This is a genomic window from Mycobacterium sp. (assembly GCF_050701675.1).
GTDB lineage: Bacteria > Actinomycetota > Actinomycetes > Mycobacteriales > Mycobacteriaceae > Mycobacterium.
The window spans coordinates 1-20,260 of the sequence record NZ_JBOGDD010000088.1 but is presented as its reverse complement, the minus strand read 5'-3'; the positions used below and the strand labels follow the sequence as shown (position 1 = coordinate 20,260).

At 66.2% G+C, this 20,260-nt stretch carries 18 protein-coding genes; 5 read left to right on the top strand and 13 right to left on the bottom strand.

The window, feature by feature from the left end:
• Together ACRDUX_RS02830 and ACRDUX_RS02825 are read right to left on the bottom strand one after the other, a co-directional pair.
• Positions 1–604 (bottom strand): taurine ABC transporter substrate-binding protein (locus ACRDUX_RS02830; protein ID WP_526410813.1); only part of this gene is annotated, 604 nt, incomplete at its 3' end.
• Complete coding sequence (locus ACRDUX_RS02825) at positions 601–1,464, bottom strand: ABC transporter permease (protein ID WP_526410811.1); 864 nt, start codon at positions 1,462–1,464, stop codon at positions 601–603. The genes ACRDUX_RS02830 and ACRDUX_RS02825, both read right to left, overlap by 4 nt.
• Positions 1,465–1,939: 475 nt before the next feature.
• Here ACRDUX_RS02825 and ACRDUX_RS02820 point away from each other — a divergent pair, with 475 nt between their 5' ends.
• Positions 1,940–2,722 carry an RNA polymerase sigma factor SigF gene (locus ACRDUX_RS02820; RefSeq protein ID WP_526410809.1) on the top strand — a complete coding sequence of 261 codons (783 nt, stop codon included), beginning with the start codon at positions 1,940–1,942 and terminating at the stop codon, positions 2,720–2,722.
• Positions 2,723–2,732: 10 nt separating this feature from the next.
• On the opposite strand, the gene ACRDUX_RS02815 is transcribed toward ACRDUX_RS02820, so the two are convergent.
• Positions 2,733–3,071 (bottom strand): hypothetical protein, encoded by a 339-nt coding sequence (locus tag ACRDUX_RS02815; protein WP_526410807.1) that lies wholly within the window; start codon positions 3,069–3,071, stop codon positions 2,733–2,735.
• A 182-nt stretch (positions 3,072–3,253) separates the two neighbouring features.
• Here ACRDUX_RS02815 and ACRDUX_RS02810 point away from each other — a divergent pair, with 182 nt between their 5' ends.
• Positions 3,254–4,258: a magnesium transporter CorA family protein gene (locus ACRDUX_RS02810; RefSeq protein ID WP_526410805.1), complete on the top strand. Its 1,005-nt coding sequence runs from the start codon at positions 3,254–3,256 to the stop codon at positions 4,256–4,258.
• A 12-nt stretch (positions 4,259–4,270) separates the two neighbouring features.
• On the opposite strand, the gene ACRDUX_RS02805 is transcribed toward ACRDUX_RS02810, so the two are convergent.
• From ACRDUX_RS02805 to ACRDUX_RS02775, 7 genes are all read right to left on the bottom strand, one after another.
• Positions 4,271–6,022 carry a dihydroxy-acid dehydratase gene (locus ACRDUX_RS02805; protein WP_526410803.1) on the bottom strand — a complete coding sequence of 584 codons (1,752 nt, stop codon included), beginning with the start codon at positions 6,020–6,022 and terminating at the stop codon, positions 4,271–4,273.
• 2 nt (positions 6,023–6,024) lie between these two features.
• Positions 6,025–7,755, bottom strand: coding sequence for a phytoene desaturase family protein (locus ACRDUX_RS02800; RefSeq protein WP_526410801.1), 1,731 nt, complete (start codon positions 7,753–7,755; stop codon positions 6,025–6,027).
• A gap of 1 nt (position 7,756) precedes the next feature.
• Positions 7,757–8,083 (bottom strand): RedY/HapK family protein, encoded by a 327-nt coding sequence (locus ACRDUX_RS02795; protein ID WP_526410799.1) that lies wholly within the window; start codon positions 8,081–8,083, stop codon positions 7,757–7,759.
• Between the two features lies 1 nt (position 8,084).
• Positions 8,085–9,521: an aminobutyraldehyde dehydrogenase gene (locus ACRDUX_RS02790; RefSeq protein WP_526410797.1), complete on the bottom strand. Its 1,437-nt coding sequence runs from the start codon at positions 9,519–9,521 to the stop codon at positions 8,085–8,087.
• A 55-nt stretch (positions 9,522–9,576) separates the two neighbouring features.
• Complete coding sequence (locus ACRDUX_RS02785; RefSeq protein ID WP_526410795.1) at positions 9,577–10,083, bottom strand: TetR/AcrR family transcriptional regulator; 507 nt, start codon at positions 10,081–10,083, stop codon at positions 9,577–9,579.
• A gap of 176 nt (positions 10,084–10,259) precedes the next feature.
• Positions 10,260–11,804 carry an amino acid permease gene (locus tag ACRDUX_RS02780; protein WP_526410793.1) on the bottom strand — a complete coding sequence of 515 codons (1,545 nt, stop codon included), beginning with the start codon at positions 11,802–11,804 and terminating at the stop codon, positions 10,260–10,262.
• Positions 11,805–11,975: 171 nt separating this feature from the next.
• The gene (locus tag ACRDUX_RS02775) at positions 11,976–12,938 is read right to left on the bottom strand and encodes a hypothetical protein (RefSeq protein ID WP_526410792.1); all 963 of its coding nucleotides are present in this window, start codon (positions 12,936–12,938) and stop codon (positions 11,976–11,978) included.
• A 140-nt stretch (positions 12,939–13,078) separates the two neighbouring features.
• Here ACRDUX_RS02775 and ACRDUX_RS02770 point away from each other — a divergent pair, with 140 nt between their 5' ends.
• From ACRDUX_RS02770 to pntB, 3 genes are all read left to right on the top strand, one after another.
• Positions 13,079–13,852 carry an IclR family transcriptional regulator gene (locus ACRDUX_RS02770; RefSeq protein WP_526410790.1) on the top strand — a complete coding sequence of 258 codons (774 nt, stop codon included), beginning with the start codon at positions 13,079–13,081 and terminating at the stop codon, positions 13,850–13,852.
• Between the two features lie 88 nt (positions 13,853–13,940).
• The gene (locus ACRDUX_RS02765) at positions 13,941–15,461 is read left to right on the top strand and encodes a Re/Si-specific NAD(P)(+) transhydrogenase subunit alpha (RefSeq protein ID WP_526410788.1); all 1,521 of its coding nucleotides are present in this window, start codon (positions 13,941–13,943) and stop codon (positions 15,459–15,461) included.
• A 45-nt stretch (positions 15,462–15,506) separates the two neighbouring features.
• The gene (gene pntB / locus ACRDUX_RS02760) at positions 15,507–16,928 is read left to right on the top strand and encodes a Re/Si-specific NAD(P)(+) transhydrogenase subunit beta (RefSeq protein ID WP_526410786.1); all 1,422 of its coding nucleotides are present in this window, start codon (positions 15,507–15,509) and stop codon (positions 16,926–16,928) included.
• Between the two features lie 135 nt (positions 16,929–17,063).
• Here the strand turns inward: pntB and ACRDUX_RS02755 are convergent, their stop codons facing one another.
• The 3 genes from ACRDUX_RS02755 to ACRDUX_RS02745 form a co-directional block, all read right to left on the bottom strand.
• On the bottom strand, positions 17,064–17,960 hold the full coding sequence (locus tag ACRDUX_RS02755; protein WP_043391277.1) for an alpha/beta fold hydrolase: 897 nt from the start codon (positions 17,958–17,960) through the stop codon (positions 17,064–17,066).
• A 117-nt stretch (positions 17,961–18,077) separates the two neighbouring features.
• Complete coding sequence (locus tag ACRDUX_RS02750) at positions 18,078–19,265, bottom strand: sensor histidine kinase (RefSeq protein ID WP_043391280.1); 1,188 nt, start codon at positions 19,263–19,265, stop codon at positions 18,078–18,080.
• A 1-nt stretch (position 19,266) separates the two neighbouring features.
• A complete protein-coding gene (locus ACRDUX_RS02745) occupies positions 19,267–19,908 on the bottom strand; it encodes a response regulator (RefSeq protein WP_043391282.1) in 642 nt (213 codons plus the stop codon).
• Positions 19,909–20,260: the final 352 nt, after the last annotated feature.

Sequence of the window (20,260 nt, the reverse complement as noted above, 5' to 3'; positions counted from 1 at the left end):
TGCGCAGATCGTCCAGCGTCGGCAGCCACGTGTAGGCGGCATCGATGTCGCCACGATCCCACGCCGCCAGGATCGCCTGCGGCTGAAGGTCGACGAGTCGAACGTCGCTGGGAGACAGGTTGTTCTGTGCGAGTGCCGCGAGCAGGCTGTAGTGCGCAGTGGAGGCGAACGGCGTTGCGACGCGCTTGCCCCTCAGGTCGGCGATGGTGTTGACGCCGCTGCCGTTGCGGGCCACCAGCGCCTCGTTGTCGCCCGCGACGTCGAGTACGAACGCGACCTTGTACGGGATGTTCAGCGGCGCGGACAGACCGCGAGCGACGGGGCTGGAGCCCAGCGCGCCGAAGTCGAGTTCCTTGGCGATGAACGCCGTGTTCACGTCGGCACCCGAGTCGAACTTGACCCATTTGATGTTGTAGTCGGGCAGCGCCTCTTCGAGCCACTTGTTGTTCTTGACGATCAGGTCGCCGCTCGGAAAGGTCTGGTAGCCAATGCGAATCGTCGGTTTCGAGGAGTCCTGCCCGGCTTTGTCCACCGAGCAGCCCGCCAACCCGAGCACCGCGAGGGCGACCGCCAACAGGGTCGCCAAAAGAGTCTTGACTCTCATATCTTTCCTCTCCAGGGGACCGCACGCCGCTCGGCGGTGCGAAGTAGACCATCGATGATCAGGCCGGAGAATCCGATCGCGAAGATTCCGACGAGCACGACGGGGGTGTTGTTGTAGTTGCTGGCGTCCTTGACCAGTCCGCCGATCCCGGGGATGCCGTTGAACAGCTCGGCGGCGACCACCGACGAGTAGGCCATGCCGACGGCAAGACGGATCCCGGTGAACGTCTCGGGAAGCGCCGAGGGCACCACGACGTCGCGGATCACCTGCAGCCGAGTGGCGCCGAGGGCACGCGCCGCCTCCGTCAACCCGACGGGGGCGGCCACGACGGCGGCCGTGGTGGCAACCGCCGCGGGAGGCAGGGCCGCCAGCGCGAGCAGCGTGACCTTCGGGGCCTCGTCGATGCCGAGCCAGATGATCAGCAGGAAGAAGTAGGCCAGCGGCGGGAGCGCCCGCAGGAACGTCAACCACGGCTCGAGGACGCTGCGCACCCAGCCGACCGAGCCCATGACCAGGCCGAGCGCAACTCCGAGGACCACACCGATCACCACGCCGGCGAACACCCGCCGCAGCGTCATGTAGAGGTGTTCCCACAGCAGGTAGCCGGCGTAACCGCGGGTTCCGTCATGCGTCGTGGAGACGTCGATGAAGGCCTTCCACACCGTGCTGGGGAAGGGCACGAAGGTCTGGTTCCAGATGCCGCTCGCCGCAGCGAGCTGCCAGGCGACGCCGAAGACCAGAACCGACAGCAGCGGTAGGGCCGCACGGGTCAGGCGGCCGCGCCACTTGTTCTTGGGCGTGCGTTCGGCCGACGGGTCGGTACGCGACTCGTCGGGCACGATGTCAACGAAGACGGACACTGTTCCTGCGACTTTCTCTTCAGCTGGGCTGGACGGAATCGCGTTCAGCGACAGCAGGAGTCGGCGGACGGTGTCGCGGTCACCCGCTGTTTTTACCCGTCGTCCCGTTCCTGTGGAATAGCTGGGATCATTGCGAGTTTTAATCTTTGCTGCACGGACGGTCCAGAAGGAGGTACTCTCATTTCGTCCACGAGGACATTTCCCGTTTAGCGCAAAGCGGGTACCAAGCCCCGCGATTCATTTGGGTAGCGCCGCATCGTTGAGACTCCTGCGGGAGGTCGCGCCCAACTCTTTCTGCGTGGCTACGGCAGATTGCCGGTTCCGCCTGCCCGTCTAGACGGAACGGGTACCGCGTTCGCTGAACTACCTTCGGCACACGCAGTATCCTTGGACGCCTGTTAGGGGGGTCCAACATGAAGACCCATTGCTGTACGGATGAGAGCCAGACCGACTTCGGTGTCGAGGGGATGGCCTCGTGACCGCCCGCTTGCAGCGCCCGCCACACGAAGTCGACGAGTACGCCGACGTCATGGAGATGTTCGCCGCGCTCAACGGCAACGTGCCCGAATCGGCCGAGGTGGCGCGTCAGCGTGAAGCCATCTTCAACCGGTGCCTGGCGCTAGCCGATCGGATCGCGCGCCACTACGGCGGACGCGGCGAGGACATCGAGGACCTCGTCCAGGTCGCCAGGCTGGGCCTGGTGAAGGCCGTCAACCGGTTCGACCCCGCCAAGGGCTCGCACTTCGTCGCCTTCGCCGTTCCCACCATGATGGGCGAGGTGCGAAGGCACTTCCGTGATCACGGTTGGTCCATGCATGTTCCGCGTCGCCTCAAGGATCGACACGGGAACATCACCAGGGCGACAATGGAATTGACGCAGTCGCTCGGCCGTGCGCCCACCGCCGGCCAGCTGGCCGAGCATCTCGACATGAGTCGAGAGGACATCGTCGACAGCATGTTGGCCGCCGAGGCGTACCGGGTGCACTCGATCGACGCCCCCGTTTCGAGCGGCGATTCCGCGCCGCGGATGGTCTCCGACACGGTGGGCGACGTCGACTTCGCGTTCGACAGGATCACCGATCAGGAGACGGTCCGTCCGCTGCTTGCGGCCCTGCCGGAGCGTGAGCGCACCGTGCTCTACCTACGCTTCTTCGAGTCGATGACGCAGAGCCAGATCGCCGAGCACATCGGCGTGTCCCAGATGCACGTCTCACGCATTCTGGAGAAGACGCTGCGCGAGCTGCGCGACCAGCTCTAGATCCCACCGCTCAGCTCCGAAGAGTCCTTGCCTTCAACACGATCCACGACGACGCGCGAGCTGCCACGCCCGACGCGTGCTCCCTGGCCTCGACGAGCCAGGCCAGCGCCCTGCTCCGGTACCTGGCCGCCGCGGGAGCCCCGACGTCTGGCGCGCGGATCGCCAACGCCCCGACGGCCGCCGTGAAGTCCGGGGCGACCGGGCTGTGCTCCTCGCAGTAGTCCTCACCACATCGGCTGCATCGCACCTCGTAGCGCAGGGAATTGGGTCCCGATTCGACGAAGGTGTAGTCGGCGACGGCCACACATCGTGGACAGCGCGCGAGTCCACGTTCAACCACCACACTCACGGCAGCAGCACTCCTTCGGTCCGGCACGAGTTTCACTGGTCGCCATCGTGAGGCCGGAAAGCCGCAGGTGCACCGGCCAGGAGGATCTCGATGCGAGATCGGTGCGCAATCGAGATCGCCACCAAGGAGCTGGGCCGGGGCCGTCTTGGCAAAGGTCCAGGCGCCTGCTGGATGATGGGGTGATGACCGAGGTGCGTGGGCGGGTGTGGCGATCGGGTGAGCCGGTGGACGGTTTCACGTTCTCGGCCATCTCGGATTGTCTCGCCGACGACGACACCCTGGTGTGGGCCGACATCTACGACCCGGACCACGACGCACTCACCGCACTGGCCGAGGAACTCGGGCTCAACATCTGGGCGGTCGAGGACGCCACCGCGCCCAAGGAGCGCACCAAGGCCACCGTGTACCGCTCGCACACGTTCTTCACGGTCTACGCGGTCCAGACGCTCACGCCCGATGACGACACCACGACGACGTTGGTGAAACACCGCATCTCGGCGTTCGTGCTGCCCCGCGGCCTGATCACGGTGCGCCTGCCACCGATCGCGGGCGACGACCCCGGCTTCGGCATGGACGAGGTGTCCCAGCGTTTCGACGAGCTTGGTGGCCAGCAGTACGGCGTCGGCGCGTTGGTGCATGGACTGCTCGACGTCGTGGTGGACGGGCACTTCGACGCCGTCCAGTCGCTCGACGACGGCATCGAATCGCTCGAGGACGAGCTGTTCGAAGACGACGGTCCCAAACGCGGCCTCCAGCGGCGCACCTTCCGATACCGCAAGGACCTCGTCGAGCTGCGCAGGGTGGTGCTGCCCATGCGGGAAGTCGTCAGCGCCATCAAGAGTCGACGCATGGACGCGAAGACCTCACCGGAGCTCAACCCGCTGTACGACGACCTCTACGACCACGTGCTGCGGGCTTCGGAGTGGACGGAGTCGCTGCGCGACATGGTTACCACGGTCTTCGAGACGAATCTTTCGCTACAGGACGCCCGGCTGAACACCGTGATGAAGAAGCTCACCGGCTGGGCGGCCATCATCGCCGTCCCGACTGCCGTCACCGGCTTCTACGGCCAGAACGTCGAGTATCCAGGGATCAACACCGTGGCCGGTTTCATCGCCAGCAGTGTGGTGATCGTGGTGGTGGTCGCGCTGCTGTACGTGATGTTCCGCAAGCGGGATTGGTTGTAAACCTCCCTGCGTTCACCAACCGCCGATCCAGCCCTCGAAGATCGCGTCGGGCTCCTCCTCGGGGTGTTGTGAGCGTCCGACGAGGAAGTCGAAGTCGCATCCTTGGTCGGCCTGCAGCACCCGCTCGACGTACATGGCGGCGTAACCGCGCGTGTGACGCGTTGGCGCCGGGGCGAACTCGGCGCGCCGGGTGGCGAGTTCGGCATCGGAGACCAGGACGTCGAGCTTCCCCGCATGGGCGTCGAGGGCGATGACGTCACCGTCGCGGACCAGACCAAGCGGCCCTCCCACGGCCGATTCCGGGCTGACGTGCAGAACACAAGTGCCATAGGCGGTTCCGCTCATCCTGGCGTCGGATATCCGCACCATGTCCGTGACGCCCTGCTTGAGCAGCTTGCTGGGAATCGGCAACTGCCCCCACTCTGGCATGCCAGGGGCGCCGCGCGGCCCGGCCGAGCGTAGAACCAGGACGGAGTCGCGGGTCACCTCGAGGTCGGGATCGTCGAAGCGCGCCATCAGATCCTTCATGTTCTCGAACACGACCGCGGGCCCTTGATGGATCAGCAGCTCGGGGCTGGCGGCGCTGCACTTGATCACCGCGCCGTTGGGCGCGAGGTTTCCGCGTACCACCGCCAGGCCCTGCGGCGGTTGGAAGGGGTCACTCAACGGGGCGATGACGGAGGTGTCGGTCGCCGCGGCCGTCGGCAGATTGTCGGCGACCGTCTTACCGGTGACGGTCAGGGCGTCCGTATGCAACAGCGACTCCACGGACTTCATCACCGCAGGTATTCCGCCTGCGTGGAAGACCTGCTCGACGAGGTGCTCACCGGCGGGCCGGACGTTGACCACCAGCGGTGTGCGCGCGGATAGTTCGTGAAAGCGGTCCAGTGACAACGGAACTCCGACGCGGCCTGCGATCGCCAGCAGGTGCACGATCGCGTTGGTCGACCCACCGACCGCCAGCATCAGCGTGATGGCGTTGTCGAAGGCCTCGCGGGTCAGCACCTGGGATGGCCGAAGCCGCTCGAGCGCCAAGCCGACGGCCCGCGCTCCGCACTCCTCGGCCACCTGGAGTCGGCGCGAGTCCATCGCGGGCACCGCCGCCGTTCCAGGCAGCGTCATCCCGAGACCTTCGACCAGGGTGGCCATCGTCGAGGCGGTGCCCATCTCCGGACAATGCCCGCGCGAGGGTCCGGCCGCCGCCTCGAGCTGCTCGTACTCATCCATCGACATCCGACCCGCCCTGACGTCGTCGATGTACTCCCAGAGGTCGGTCCCCACCCCGAGCTGCTTGCCCCGGAAGACCGCGGGTGCGGCGGGCCCCCCGGTCAGCACGATGGCGGGCACGTCGGCGCTGGCCGCCCCCATCAGCTGGGCGGGAACCGTCTTGTCACATCCGCCGAGCAGGACGACGGAGTCGAACGGGTACGCGCGGATGGACTCTTCGACGTCCATCGCCATGAGATTGCGAAACAACATGGTGGTCGGCTTCATCAGCTGTTCGCCGAGTGACATGGTGGGGAACTCCAGCGGGAATCCACCGGCCGCCAGCACCCCTCGGCGCACCGAGTCGGCCAAGCCGCGAAAGTGCATGTTGCAGTTGACGACTTCGGACCACGAGTTGCAGATGCCGACGATCGGCCTGCCCTCGAATGCCATCCGGGAGAACCCGGACGCCCGCATCGCGGAGCGGTGGACGAAACCGGGAACGTCCTTTCCGGCAAACCACTTCGCGCTTCGCAATCCCTCCGATGATGGCGTCATGGCTAGCGGACGCGGGCGGCGTAGGCGGTGATCTTGCGCAGTGCGGGCTGGCGTGCGGCCTGATAGCCCGCCCACCGCCCCGCCCTGGTGGACATCAGGGAGCCGACCAGCCGCTGCTGCCACGGTGGTTTGCGAGAGCCCGGCCCAACGCCGGCCGCCTTCACCGGTCCGACGAGGCCCGCAGCGTCGGCGAGGGCGACCTTCGCCGCGTTGTGCCCGTTGGCTCCCATCACCCCGCCACCCGGGTGGGTGCCGGATCCGCAGAGATAGTAATTGCGCACCGGTGTGCGGTAATTCGACAACTCCGGAATCGGGCGGGCCCCGAACAGCTGATCCAGCATCATGCTGCCGTGAAAGATGTTGCCATCGGTGATCAGGTACTCGTCGTTCAGGTCGTCGGGCGTGATGATCGCCCGGTCCAGGATGTGCTCGCGGAGGTTGGGCGCATAGGTGAACAGGTCCTCGAGGACCAGGTCCGCCCACTTCTCCTTCTCCGCAGCCCAGGTCGTCCCGGTGAGTTCCGACGGAAGCTGCTGAATCCCAAGGGTCAACGTGTGCAGCCCTTCTGGTGCCAGCGTGTCGTCGGTCACCGACTGGGTGACCGCTTCGATGACGAAGGTGCTCGGGAAGGTCCCCCGGCGCTGCGCCTCGTAGGCTTCCTCGAAGGCCTCTCGACTGGGTCCGAGCAGTTGATGCCCGTGATGCTGCGGCCCTGCCGTAGCGTCCGGGAACGGAAGGTATTGCGGCAGTTCGTCGATCAGTAGGTGGATCCTGGCCATCGAGCCCCTGGTGTCGATCTCCTTGACGTCGTGAACGAGTTTGGCCGGTAGCACTCCTGGTTCGATCAGCTGCAGCATGGACCGCTTGGGGTCGGCGTTGGAGAACACCTGCGCGGCCGTGATGACGGAGCCGTCTTCGAGGCGGACCCCGGTCGCGGTTCCGTGCTCCACGACCACGTGAGCGACGGGAGCCGACGTCCGGATGGTGGCGCCGTAGTGGCGTGCTCCTGCCGCGAGGGCCTCGCTGATCGCGCCCATCCCGCCGCGGGCCAGACCGAATTGCCCGAAGTTGCCGTTGAACTCACCCCAGGAGTGATGGCCGTAGGTGTAGGCCGTGCCAGGTGAGCTTGGGCCGCCGAATATCGAGACCATCCCGAAGAACGTCAGCATGCTCTTGAGTCGCTCGTCCTCGAAGTACCGGTCCAGCAGGTCGCGGACCGAGAGCAACGTGAATTCGTTGAACAACGTTTGCTCCCCGGCCTCCTCGAAGGCGGCGATGACCTCCGAGCGCTGCGGCGGGGAGCTGAGCAGGTACGGGGTGACGAGTCCGGCGAAGCGCTGCAGCCGGACCCCGAAGTCGAGGAAGGACTGCGCGTCGTTCTTGTTGAGTTTCTCCAACTCGCGCAGGGTGCGGTCGGTCTCCTTCCACATCGTGAAGGAGGTGCCGTCCCTGAACAGCGTGAAGGACAGCGCGTCGCCCTGGTAGAGCTCGAGGCCGAACCTGGCCAACTCGAGTTCTTCGATGATCTCCGGTCGAAGCAGCCCCGCGATGAAGGCGCATGACGACCACTTCGTGCCGGGGATCAACTCCTCGGTCACGCAAGCGCCACCGACCACGTTGCGCGCCTCGAGTACCAGCACGCGCTTTCCGGCGCGCGCCAGATAGTTCGCGGTGACCAGGCCGTTGTGGCCGGCGCCGATCACGATGGCGTCGTAATCCTGTTGTGTCGACATGTCAGTTCTCCTGGGACAGGGGTGATTTGCGAGTGAGTAGCGTGGTGACGCTGCCGGGCTCGACGAGTTCGTCGAATCGCGCGACGACGGGTTTGAGTTCCGCCGCCGCGTCGCGCACGCGTTCCCACTCCGGCCACGACGTGACCGTCATGACCTCGACGACGTCGGTGCCGGTGCCTGCCGCCCGATCGACGAGGAAGACCTCGAACCCGAGCACGACGTCGAACGCCAGGCACGTCGGGCGGTCGAGTTCGACCGAGAACCGTTCGAAGTCCGCGGCGCTGACCCCTGGCCGTAGCCGGAACGTGTTGATCGCGTGGGTGGTCATGTCAGGCGGTCTCGTGGTTGATCATCACGTGCTTGATCTCGGTGTATTCCTCGAGCGCGTACACCGACATGTCCTTGCCGTTGCCGGACTGTTTGAAGCCGCCGTGGGGCATTTCGGGGGTGACGGGCAGGTGGTCGTTGATCCACACGGTGCCGAATTGCAGCTCGCTCGACGCGGTCATCGCCCGGGAGATGTCCTTGGTGAAAACCGAAGCCGCAAGGCCGTATTCCGTGTCATTCGCCCAGGCGACGACGTCGTCGCCGTCATCGAATCTGGTCACCGAGGTGACCGGTCCGAACACCTCGGTGCTGACGATCTCGTCGCCCTGCCTGGCGCCGACCACCACCGTCGGCGCGGTGTAGAAGCCGGTTCCTGGATGCTCGCCCTGGATCAGCTCGGTATGACCCGTGGCCTTGGCGCGGGCCACGAAGCCCTCGACCCGGTCACGGTGGGCCGCGGTGATCACCGGGCCCATGGTGGTGTTCTCGTCGGCGATGTCCCCGAGATCGAGTTCCTTGACCGCCTTTTCGAGCCCGGATACCAGGTCGTCGTGCACGGCGGTGTGGACGTAGAGCCGAGAGGCGGCCATACAGTCCTGGCCGGAATTGCAGAAGGCGCCTTCCATGATCTTGCCGACCGCGAACGGGATGTCGGCGTCGGCATACACCAGCACCGGCGCCTTGCCGCCGAGTTCGAGGTGCAGTCTCTTGAGGTTGGAGTCGGCCGATGCGCGCATCAGGGCCCGTCCGGTGTCGACCGAACCGGTGAGGGAGGACATCCGCACCCTGGGGTGAGCGACGAGTCTCGCGCCGACGTCATGGCCGTCGCCGGTGACGACGTTGAACACGCCCGCGGGGAACAGACCCTCGGCGAGTTCTGCGAGCCGCAGCACGGAGAAGGGAGTGTGCTCAGAGGGTTTGATCACCAGGGTGTTCCCGGTCAGCAGCGCGGGCGAGATCTTCCAGATCGCCATCAGAAGCGGGTAATTCCACGGCGCGACGGAACCCACGACACCAAGCGGGTCGCGGCGGATGATGCTGGTCTTGCCGCGGACGAACTCTCCTGCCGCGCGACCTTCCATGGCGCGGGCGCCGCCTGCGAAGAACCGCAGGTGATCGGGGATCATCTCCATCTCCTCGAGCGCCAGGCCGATGGGCTTGCCGACGTTGCGCGATTCGATCTCGGCGAGGGTGCGCTGATCGTCCTCCACCCGGTCGGCCAGGGCGAGGAATGCGCGGGCCCGCTCCCCCACCGGGGTTCTGGCCCAGTCGGGGAAGGCTGCGTCGGCCGCGGCGACCGCGCGGTCGACGTCCGCCGCTGTGCCATGGGCGATTTCGGCGAAGGTCTCACCGGTCGCGGGGGCGGGGATCTGGTCGACCGCGCCGTCGGCCGCGTCGGTCCAGCTGCCGTCGATGAACATCTTGCTGTGGAAGGTCATGATTTCTCCTCGGGGTCGTGAAGGGATCGGTCAGGCGGTCGGAAGTCGGTCGGTGTCAACGTCCTCCGCTCGCGGCCATGGTCAGCAGGGCACGGACTTCGTCCTTCGAGATCGGTTGTTGCGCAATGGACATGCGCACCATCAGACCTTCGATGACGACGTCGACCAGTCGTGCGGTCGAACGGTCGAAGTGTTGAGCGAGGGCCTCTTCGGCCCGCTCGATCCACCGTTGGGTGACTCGCTTGTTGTCGTTGCGCCGCACCGCGTCGCCGTACAGTTCGTAGGTCACGGCGAGTTCGTTCGGATGGGCGGCGAGATCATCGGTGATCGCCAGCACGATGCACTCGATCAGGTCGGCTGCCTCCTCGCACGAAGCCAATCGCTCCTCGAACCGGCTGGCCAACCTGTCGACGTGCGTCTGAAACGCGAGCTGGACGATGTCGTCGAGGGTGGCGAAGTGATAGGTGATCGAACCCAGCGGTACGTCTGCGGCTTCGCCGATGGCGCGGTGGGTGATGCCTGCGACACCGTCGCGGGCGAGCACCTCCAGAGCCGAGTCCACGATGCGCTCCTTTCTCTTCGGGTCGTGACGACGTGCGCGCCGCGGAGCGGAACCCATGGGTGGCCTTCCGTTAAGAACGTTTGTACGTATCGTTGGGGACAAATGTACGTAACGAACTCCGCGGGCGTACGTCGTTTACACGATTGGAACAGGCACTACCACGATTGGAGCGGGCATTACATAGCCTCTGGCGCGGGCTCGGCCAGCTCCCGCTCGTTGAGTGCCCTACCGACCAGTGCGTATCTCTCCGGCCGGGCAAAGCGCAGGTAGGCGCCGTACGCCATCCCCGCCAAGAGGGCAATGAAGACCAGCGAGAGCATCAGTACCGCCGTGGCGCCGTGCACTCCCAACAGGATGTCCAGGCTGTTCAGCGTCAAGATGAAGAAGGCGCCGAGCCCGATGATCGCCAGGATCGGTGCGATCACGGTGTTCCACTTGCGCTTGTCGACATTGGACCTGCGAAAGAAGACGAAGATCGCGATCCCCGCGACGAGCTGCGAGAAGATCACGCCGATCGTGCCGATGCCCGTCGCCCAGGTGAACAGCGTCGCGAAGGGATCCTGGTCGAACAGCGCGAACAGGGCGATGACGATCCCGACGGTCACGCTCTGCACGATCGAGGCCACCCACGGTGTTTGGCGCCGAACCAGCGTCCAGCCCAACGGCTTCCACACGAGTCCCTGCCTGCCGAGCGAGAACATGTAGCGGGCGACGTTGTTGTGGAAGGTGACGATGGCGGCGAACGTGGCCGTCACGATCAGCATCTGGAAGACCAACGAGATGTTGTGTCCGATGATGGTGTCACTCGCTACGAAGATGAAGTTGCCACCGGTGTCGTTGGCGATCGCGACAACCTTGTTCAGCCCGAGCGCGTTCATGATGAGCCAGCCCGATACCGCGTAGAGCACGCCCATGAACGCGATCGACAGATACGTCGCGCGCGGGATGGTGCGGGCGGGGTCGCGCGCCTCCTCGCCGTAGATCGCGGACCCTTCGAAACCGATGAATGACGCGTGCGCGAACATCAGCGCGACGCCAAGGGCACCGCCGAACACGACACTCGGATTGAACGGCTCGAACGAGAAGTCGGAGACCGGAACGGCGTCGCCGAAGAGACTGAAGGCACTGAGGATGGAGATCATCGTGACCTCCAGCGTCATGAACACCCCGAGCACCTTCGCCCCGGAGTGCACACCCTGCACGCCAAGGCCCAGACATAGGATCAGCCCGACGAATGCGTATGCCCACCAAGGGATGTCAACGCCCAGCCGCGGATTGAGCAACTCGGACGCGTAATAGCCAAAGCCGCCGTAGAGCCCGGCCTGAATCGCGTTGTAGGCGAAGATCGCCAACGACGCCGAGCCCAGCCCAGGGATGCGGCCGAGTCCGAGCGTGACATAGGCGTAGAACGCGCCCGCGTTGGTGACGTGCCTGCTCATCGCGACGTAGCCGACCGCGAAGATCATCAGCACCACCGCGGCGATCACGAACGCGCCGGGCATGCCGACCCCGTTGCCCGCCCCGATGATGATCGGGTAGAGCGCCACCACGACGGTCAGGGGCGACGCCGCGGCGATGATGTAGAAGAAGATGCTCGGCACGCCGAGGCTGTTCTTCTTGAGCCCGTGGTTCTGGCGCCCGGCAGGGGGCGACGCGCCCGGTGGCGACGCCGGCGTCGGCGCGGGCAGCTGTGGCGGTAGGGACTGAGTGACGTTCTCCATGGTCGTTCATCTCTCGTGAATTGGGCAGCTGAGTATCCGTGGCGTGGCCAACCCGTGGTTCTCCTCGGCACGAGGGGTCTGCGAACCGCAGGTTGGGTTGGAGCGCTGTCTCTCACCTCCTCGTCTCGAGCGCGAGACCGCCCGTGGCGTTCTCATTCGCCTATTACCGGGTCAGGTGGTGAGCGCGGGTGCGACGGCCCTTGGCCGCGGTGACACCGCTACGTCCGGGGCGCTGCTGTGCACCAATTCGTTCAGGATGGCACCGTGGCGCACCTTGTGCCGGACGAGCTCGGCGTGGAACTCGGGCCGAACCCAGCCGTTGTACATCACGGCTTCGGACTCGCCTGGCTCGATCTTGAAGTACACCGGTCCCGCGACGCGCGCGATGTCGCCGGCCTCCCACAGCCGGTTCATCCCGCCGAAGGACTCGAAGGTCTCGGCCCACACGTCGAGGGGGATGTCGACCGACCGACGAATGGCGGCGAGCATCGGACGGCTCAGGTCGCCGACGGGGTTGACGCTGTCGGCGCCGAGATCCTGGAGAATCTTGATGGCGGCCGGATTGGCGTGGCCCGCGTAGACCGAGATCTTGAACTTCGCGTCGGCGGGGATGTGGCCGGCATCGCGTGCCTTGTTCAGGATGTCGAGGACCCCTTCGTCCCAGACGAGCACACCTCGGATGCCGGTCGAGAAGATCCGTAGGTAGTCGTCGAGCAGATAGCGAACGTTGTCGAGGCCCCGCACGCGCCGGCCACCCGCTTGACCTTCGGTGCTCAGCGCTTGTCGTCCGAGGTCCCACCCGGTGCGGGGACCGGGGACCGCGATCAGTTCGATCGCGTTCTCCGCGGCGAGCGCGGCGACGTCGCTCAGCTCACTCGTGCTCAGCAACGTCGTGCCGCCGCCGAACGCGATGATGCGGTGAATGAAGACGCCCTGTTTGTCGGCCTCGTCGAGAAGCGCCTCGAGAGTCGAAAGACGCTCAACACCAGAGACTTCCAACCGGTACTTACCACCGTCGTCGAAGGCCTTCGCCGACGGAGTGAGGGCGTAGTCGTCGGCCGACAAGAGGTCTTGCGAAGCAAGAATGCTGGCTCCGTCGACCTTGGACGAACGGCTGTCGGCTGCGGTGGGCATCGCGTCTCCTTCGAAGAACGGACCGCGCTCGATCCGTAGTTTCACTGAGTGATAGCTCTGTGCGCTGAATGAAAACTTAGGAGCGAGCCAGGCATCTGTCAAGCGGAGAGCTATCACTGGGTACTGGTAACCTTCACTAGGTGAAAACAGTGCCGCCGCCCGAGAAGAGCTCCAACCTCATAGGTGTCGAACGCACCGCCCGGATTCTGACCGCCGTCGCGGAGGCCGAATCCGGCAATCTCACCGAGATATCAAGGCGCACCAGCCTCAACGAGGCGACGGTGTTGCGCTACTTGAACAGCCTGGGCTCGCTCGGATACGTCGAACGGTTCAACGCGAACCAGTACCGCCTGGGTTGGGAGATCTTCCGACTGGGCCAGCGCGCGTTCTCCGGCCAGGTGCCCTCGGACGCGGTCCTTCCCACGATGGAGCGACTGGTGCTCGAGTTCAACGAGACGGTGAACTTCGCCGCACACAAGGAGCGGAGCGTCGTCATCGTCGAAGTCGTCGAGGGGCGGCGCGCAGTGAAGAAGGTCAGCGACGTAGGACAATCCGATCCCTGGCATGCATCCGCGTTGGGAAAGTCGCTGCTGGCGACCATGCCCGACAGCGTCTGGCGCGACACTGTCGCGTCGGCAGGACTGCCCGAGTTGACCCCACACACGATCACGTCGATGAAGAAGATGGCGGCCGAGATCAAGGACATTCGCGAGCGGGGCTTCGCCGTGGACCGTGAAGAAGCCGCCGAAGAACTCACCTGTGTGGCCGCAGCCGTGCCCACCGTGAACGGAGAGCCTTCCCGCTACGCGCTCAGCATCAGCTTCCTCACTCACAGGTTGACACCCGAGAATCTCGAACATGCTGGGGCACAGGTGATCGCGGGCGCCCGCGAGATATCACTCAAGCTCCCCTGATTCGCGATCTCGGCGGAGGCGGGTAAGCACACCGCTTACCACCCGAGGGGCACGCGCGCCGTCGGGGGCCAAATGGGAGACTCATCGGATGATCATCGGGATACCGCGCGAGTCTCACGCGGGTGAGACGCGTGTCGCCGCCACGCCGCAGACCGTGGGACAACTCATCAAGCTGGGCTACTCCGTCGTCATCGAATCCGGTGCAGGCGATGCCTCCAGCTTCTCCGATGCCGCCTACGTCGACGCCGGCGCCGAGATCGGCGATGCGTGGGCCGCCGACGTCCTACTCAAGGTCAACGCACCGTCGGACAGCGAGATCGCCTCGTTGAAGGACAAGGCCACCCTGGTCAGCCTGATCTCGCCCGGGCTGAACCCTGAGCTCGTCGAGAAACTGTCCGCCCGCCCGATCACGGTGCTGGCGATGGACGCCGTCCCGCGGATATCCCGGGCACAGTCACTCGACGTGCTGTCGTCGATGGCCAACATCGCCGGCTACCGGGCCGTCGTCGAGGCCGCCCACGCCTTCGGCCGGTTCTTCACCGGGCAGGTCACCGCGGCGGGCAAGGTGCCACCGGCCAAGGTCCTCGTGGTCGGCGCGGGCGTGGCCGGCCTGGCCGCCATCGGCGCAGCAGGCAGCATGGGCGCCATCGTGTTGGCCACCGACCCGCGGCCCGAGGTCGCCGATCAGGTCAAATCCCTCGGCGGGCAGTACCTCTACGTCGACCCGGCGGCGGCCGAGGTCTCGGCCACCGGCTACGCCAAGGAGATGGGCGACGACTACAAGGTCCGCGAGGCGGCGCTCTACGCCGAGCAGTCCAAGGACGTCGACATCATCATCACCACCGCGCTGATCCCCGGCCGGCCGGCACCCCGCATCATCACCGCGGAGATGGTCGCCTCGATGAAGCCGGGCAGCGTGATCGTCGACATGGCCGCGGCCAACGGCGGCAACGTCGAGGGCACCGTCAAGGATCAGGCGACCGTCACCGACAACGGTGTGACGATCATCGGCTACACCGATCTGGCCGGGCGATTGCCCGCAACCGCCTCCCAGCTCTACGGCACCAACCTGGTGAACCTGCTCAAGCTGCTCACCCCCGATAAGGATGGGCAGCTCACCCTGGACTTCGACGACGTGGTGCAGCGGTCGGTGACCGTCGTGCGCGACGGCGAGACCACCTGGCCGCCACCACCGGTACAGGTATCCGCCGCACCCGCCGCCGTCACCGCACCGGTCGAGCCGAAGCCGGCAAAACAACCGATGTCGGCGCAGCGCCGGCTGGGCATCACGTTCGTCGCCGCGGCGGTTCTGTTCGTGCTCATCGCGCTGTCCCCAGCCGCGCTGCAGATACACCTGACGGTCTTCGCCCTGGCAATCGTGATCGGCTACTACGTGATCGGGAACGTGCACCACGCGTTGCACACCCCGCTGATGTCGGTGACCAATGCGATCTCGGGCATCATCGTCGTCGGCGCGCTGCTGCAGATCGGCCACGGCGAGGTCGCCATCACCGCACTGGCATGCGCAGCGATCCTGCTCGCCAGCATCAACGTCTTCGGTGGCTTCGCGGTGACGCGCCGCATGCTGGCGATGTTCTCACGCAGCTGAGTTCGCTGCCCGCCCCTGAACTCTCCCCTTAACCGGACGGATTGCATGTTCACCATAGAGACCACCGCCACCGCGGCCTACGTCGTCGCGGCCCTGCTGTTCATCCTGGCCCTGGCCGGGTTGTCCAAGCACGAAACGTCGCGGACCGGTAACAGCTTCGGTATCGCCGGGATGGCTGTCGCGCTGATCGCCACCATCGCGCTCGCGCTGGCCCGGCACATCGAGCCGGTCGGCCTGGCGCTGCTCGCGGGCGCCATGATCATCGGCGCCGCGATCGGCCTGTGGCGTGCCCGCGTCGTCGAAATGACCGGTATGCCCGAACTGATCGCGCTGCTGCACTCGTTCGTCGGCCTGGCCGCGGTACTGGTGGGCTGGAACGGCTACCTGCTCGTCGAGGGGGATACAGGCGGTGCCGAAGCCGCCATGCTGCGCGGCGAGGGCATGCTCGGCATCCACTCGGCCGAGGTGGTCATCGGGGTCTTCATCGGCGCGGTCACGTTCACCGGTTCGATCGTGGCCAACCTCAAGCTCTCGGCCCGCATCAAGTCCACGCCGTTGATGCTGCCCGGCAAGAACTTCCTCAACGTCGGCGCCCTGGTCGTGTTCGCCGCGCTCACCGTGTGGTTCGTGATCGACCCGCAGCTGTGGCTGCTGGGGGTGGTCACCCTGCTGGCGCTGCTGCTGGGCTGGCATCTCGTCGCCTCGATCGGCGGCGGCGACATGCCCGTCGTGGTGTCGATGCTCAACAGCTACTCGGGCTGGGCCGCCGCAGCGTCGGGCTTCCTGCTGTCCAACGACCTGCTCATCGTGACGGGCGCGCTCGTCGGCTCCTCCGGTGCCTACCTGTCCTACATCATGTGCAAGGCCATGAACCGGTCGTTCATCTCCGTCATCGCCGGTGGCTTCGGTATCGAGGCCGGCCCCGCCGAGGACAAGGACTACGGCGAGCACCGCGAGATCACCGCCGAAGGTGCAGCAGAGATGCTCGCCTCGGCCAGCTCGGTCATCATCACCCCCGGCTACGGCATGGCTGTGGCCCAGGCTCAGTACGGCGTCGCCGACCTGACCCGCAAGCTGCGCGACAAGGGCGTCAACGTCCGCTTCGGCATCCACCCCGTCGCCGGCCGCCTGCCCGGCCACATGAACGTGCTGCTGGCCGAGGCCAAGGTGCCCTACGACATCGTGCTCGAGATGGACGAGATCAACGACGACTTCGACGACACCGACGTCGTGCTCGTCATCGGCGCCAACGACACCGTCAACCCGGCCGCCTCCGAGGACCCGGGCAGCCCGATCGCCGGCATGCCGGTGCTCACGGTGTGGAACGCCAACAACGTCATCGTGTTCAAGCGCTCCATGGCCTCTGGCTACGCCGGCGTGCAGAACCCGCTGTTCTTCCGCGACAACAGCCAGATGCTGTTCGGCGACGCGCGCGACCGCGTCAACGACATCCTGGCTGCGCTGTAATTCCCAACGCAGAAACCCCCAATTCCCTAGGGATTTGGGGGTTTCTGCGTCTGACAAACTTTCTCCTCGCGAACAGACACAAAACTGTCGTTTTGGCCCGCTAGATGACAGTTTTGCGTCTGCTCGCGGGGATCTTCAGCGCACGAAATCACCGATCGCGGCGAGGAATTGGTCGGGCTTCTCCACCATGGGGCTGTGCCCCGAGCCTGCGATCAGGTGCGGCGGCAGGCCGGCGGCGGTGTAGCGCGCGACGTTCGACGCCGTCGGGGTCAGGACATCCTTGTCGCCCCACAGCACCAGCACCGGTTTCCCCAGCCCCTTGAGCGTCTCCACGACGGGACGTCCGGCTTCCTTGGAGTCGCAGACGCCCGCGTAGTTCAGCTGCTTCAACGAACGGTACGCCAGCGGCGGAACGGGGTAGTCGGCGGCGAACCCGGTCTGCAGCGAGCTTTCACTGATCGCGTCGACGCCGCGGAAGCGATCCAGCGCGGGCCCGATGACCGGCCAGCACAGCATCCTGCCGAGCAACGGCATCGCGACCAGATCCTCCGCGGCCGGGGTATCCGAAACCGCCACGCGCTCAACCATTTCCGGGTACTTGGTGGCGAACTCGGCGGCCACCTTGCCGCCCATCGAATGTCCGACGAGCTCGGCATGCCGGACACCCATCGCCTCGAGCGCCCGGTGCACGGCTTCGGCCTGACCGTCGGCGTGATACGGCGCGGGATCGGTCGGGGCCTCGGAGCCACCATGGCCGACGAGGTCGATGGCAATCACCCGCTGATGCGCGGCCAGGGCCGGCGCGACCTTCTCCCACCACTCGATGGAGGCCGAATAGCCATGCAGCAGAACGATTGCCCGGTCACCTGGTGGCCCGTACTCGCGGACGTTCAGGTCGGGGCCATCGAGCTTGAGGACATGACCGCCGGCGAACGGTTCCGCCGCCCGGCTGGTGTGCTCCACGACCACCATGTTCACGACCAACGCCACCACCGCCGCGACCAGCAGGCCAACCAGAATGCGTAGCTTCATGGCGCGACGCTACCGCCCGGAGCCCGCTTCGAGCGACCTGGTTTTCCCTGCCGAGCAGACGTAAAACTGTCGTTTTAGGGGGCCAAACCGACAGTTTTATGTCTGCTCGCGAGAGGACTACTCGCGCTCGGGCGGTGACGTCACCGTCACGCGGGTGCCGCCGTCGGCCGCCGAGTCGACGAGCATCGAGCCACCCATCGCGTCCAAGCGGGCCAGCAGCGAGCCCAGGCCGATGTGGCCGTCGGCCACGTACTGGGCGACCACCGCCGCGTCGAACCCGACGCCGTCGTCGGCGATGGTCAGGACGATCCGATTGCCGATGGGGCCCAGCCGCACCGACACCGTCGTGGCCTGCGCATGCTTGCCGATATTGGTCAGCAGCTCGCGCGCCGCCCGGTACAGCAGTTGCTGCGAATCGGGCTTGCCCACCTCCTCGAGGTCGGCCCGCACCACCAGGTGGGTACGAGACTCGAACTGCCGCACCAGTTCCCGCACCGCCGGGGTCAGGCCGAGCTGCGCGAGCACCTGCGGATGCAGCTCGGTGACCGTCGAGCGCAGCGCCGCTGCAGTGTCTTCCAACGCTGCGTAGACCGCATCGAGTTCCGGCCCGGGGGTCCGTTCCCGAACCTCGTCGAGCTGCAGACGGGCTGCCAGCAGCGTCTGCAACGGACCGTCGTGTAGCCCTTCGGCGACTTCCCGGTTGTGCCGTTCGTCGGACTGCATGGCCTCGGACACCAGCTGGCGACGCACCTCCTGCAGGGCCTGCACGTTTTCCTGGCGCCGTACCAGCACGAAACACAACACCGTGGTGGCCACCGCCAGCCAGACCAGGAACCCGAAGTGGGTGTAGACCATGTTCGGCAGGCCCATGCGGTCGTCGTGCTTGGAGTAGAAGATCCACACCGACAGATAGCCGGCGGCCGTCAACGTGCCGATGGCCGCGGTCATCAATGGCTGATCCTGGAACGCCACCGAGATCGGCAATAGGAAGAAGACCGGCAGCAGGGCCGCCGTCGCACCGCCCGACACCAGGCACAGCGCCAGGATGACCAGCAGGTCGATGCCGGTGGACGCCCAATCCGCCCAGCGTGGCACCGGCCCGCGCAGCACCGCCACCAGCCAGATCACCGCGGCGATGGCGTACAGCCCCAGGATCACCGCGTACAGCACGGGCAGCCAGTGGTCGACCTCCCAGATCCACACCAGGACGCCGATCAGCGCGATCAGCGGAAGCCGCAGCCCGGCCGAAATCCGCACCGGTTCGGCAGCCAGGTACTCGCCGATCCGGCTGAGTGTCGGGCTCACGTCAGTCCAGCAGCTTGCGACGCATCGCCTCGGCCACGGCTGCCCCGCGGTCCCCGACCCCGAGCTTCTCGTAGAGCCGCTGCACGTGGGTCTTGACGGTCGACGGCGCCAGGAACAGCTCCTTGGCCATGGTCGGGATGCTCGCGCCCTTGGCGATCAGCTGCAGCACCTCGCGTTCGCGCGGGCTGAGCACCGGGGCGTCCGGCTCGGCGCGCCGGCGGATCTCGCCGGCCAGCCCCGCGGCGAGGCTGGGTGCGACGACGTCGCGGCCCTTCGCGCATTCGAGGATCGCGTTGACGAGCTCGCTGCGCGTCGACTCCTTCGGCAGAAAGCCCGCCGCGCCTTCCTGCAAGGCTCGGTACACGATCTCCGCCTCGTCGTGGGCGGAGAGCAGGAGCACCCGGGTCGGCAGGCCGTCGCGCAGCACCGCCGCGGCCACCTCGGCGCCGTCCATGCCAGGCATGCGGTAGTCCAGCAGAGCGACCTGGGGTTTGTGGGTCCGGATCGCCTCCAGCGCGGAGGTCCCGTCGTCCGCTTCGGCGAGTACCTCGATGGCGCCACTCGCCGTCAGCGCGCGGACGACGCCGTCGCGAAACATCGGGTGGTCGTCCCCCACCACAACGCGAACCCGTTCGTCGGTCATGCCGTCAGCGTCGCACGGCGGCCAGCGAAAAAGTAACAAGATCGCCAATTGGCGGCCGGGTGTCCCCCGATCAGGGGACACCCGAATCCACCGGCGGACCAGCCGATCACCGGACAGACATCAGACCCCCAACCCGGCACTCTTGAGTCATCACCGGAACACACCGGAGCAAGACATCAAAAGCTAACTGACACAGGAGAATTCAAATGAGCATCACCGTCCGCACCTTCGGTTTCTCGATCATCGCCGCCGGCGTCCTGGGTGGCTCGGCACTCGGCCTGGCCGGCGCCGCGGGCGCCACCACCCTCGGACCCGACGTCCGCCCGCCACACATCGTCGCGACCCCGTCGGT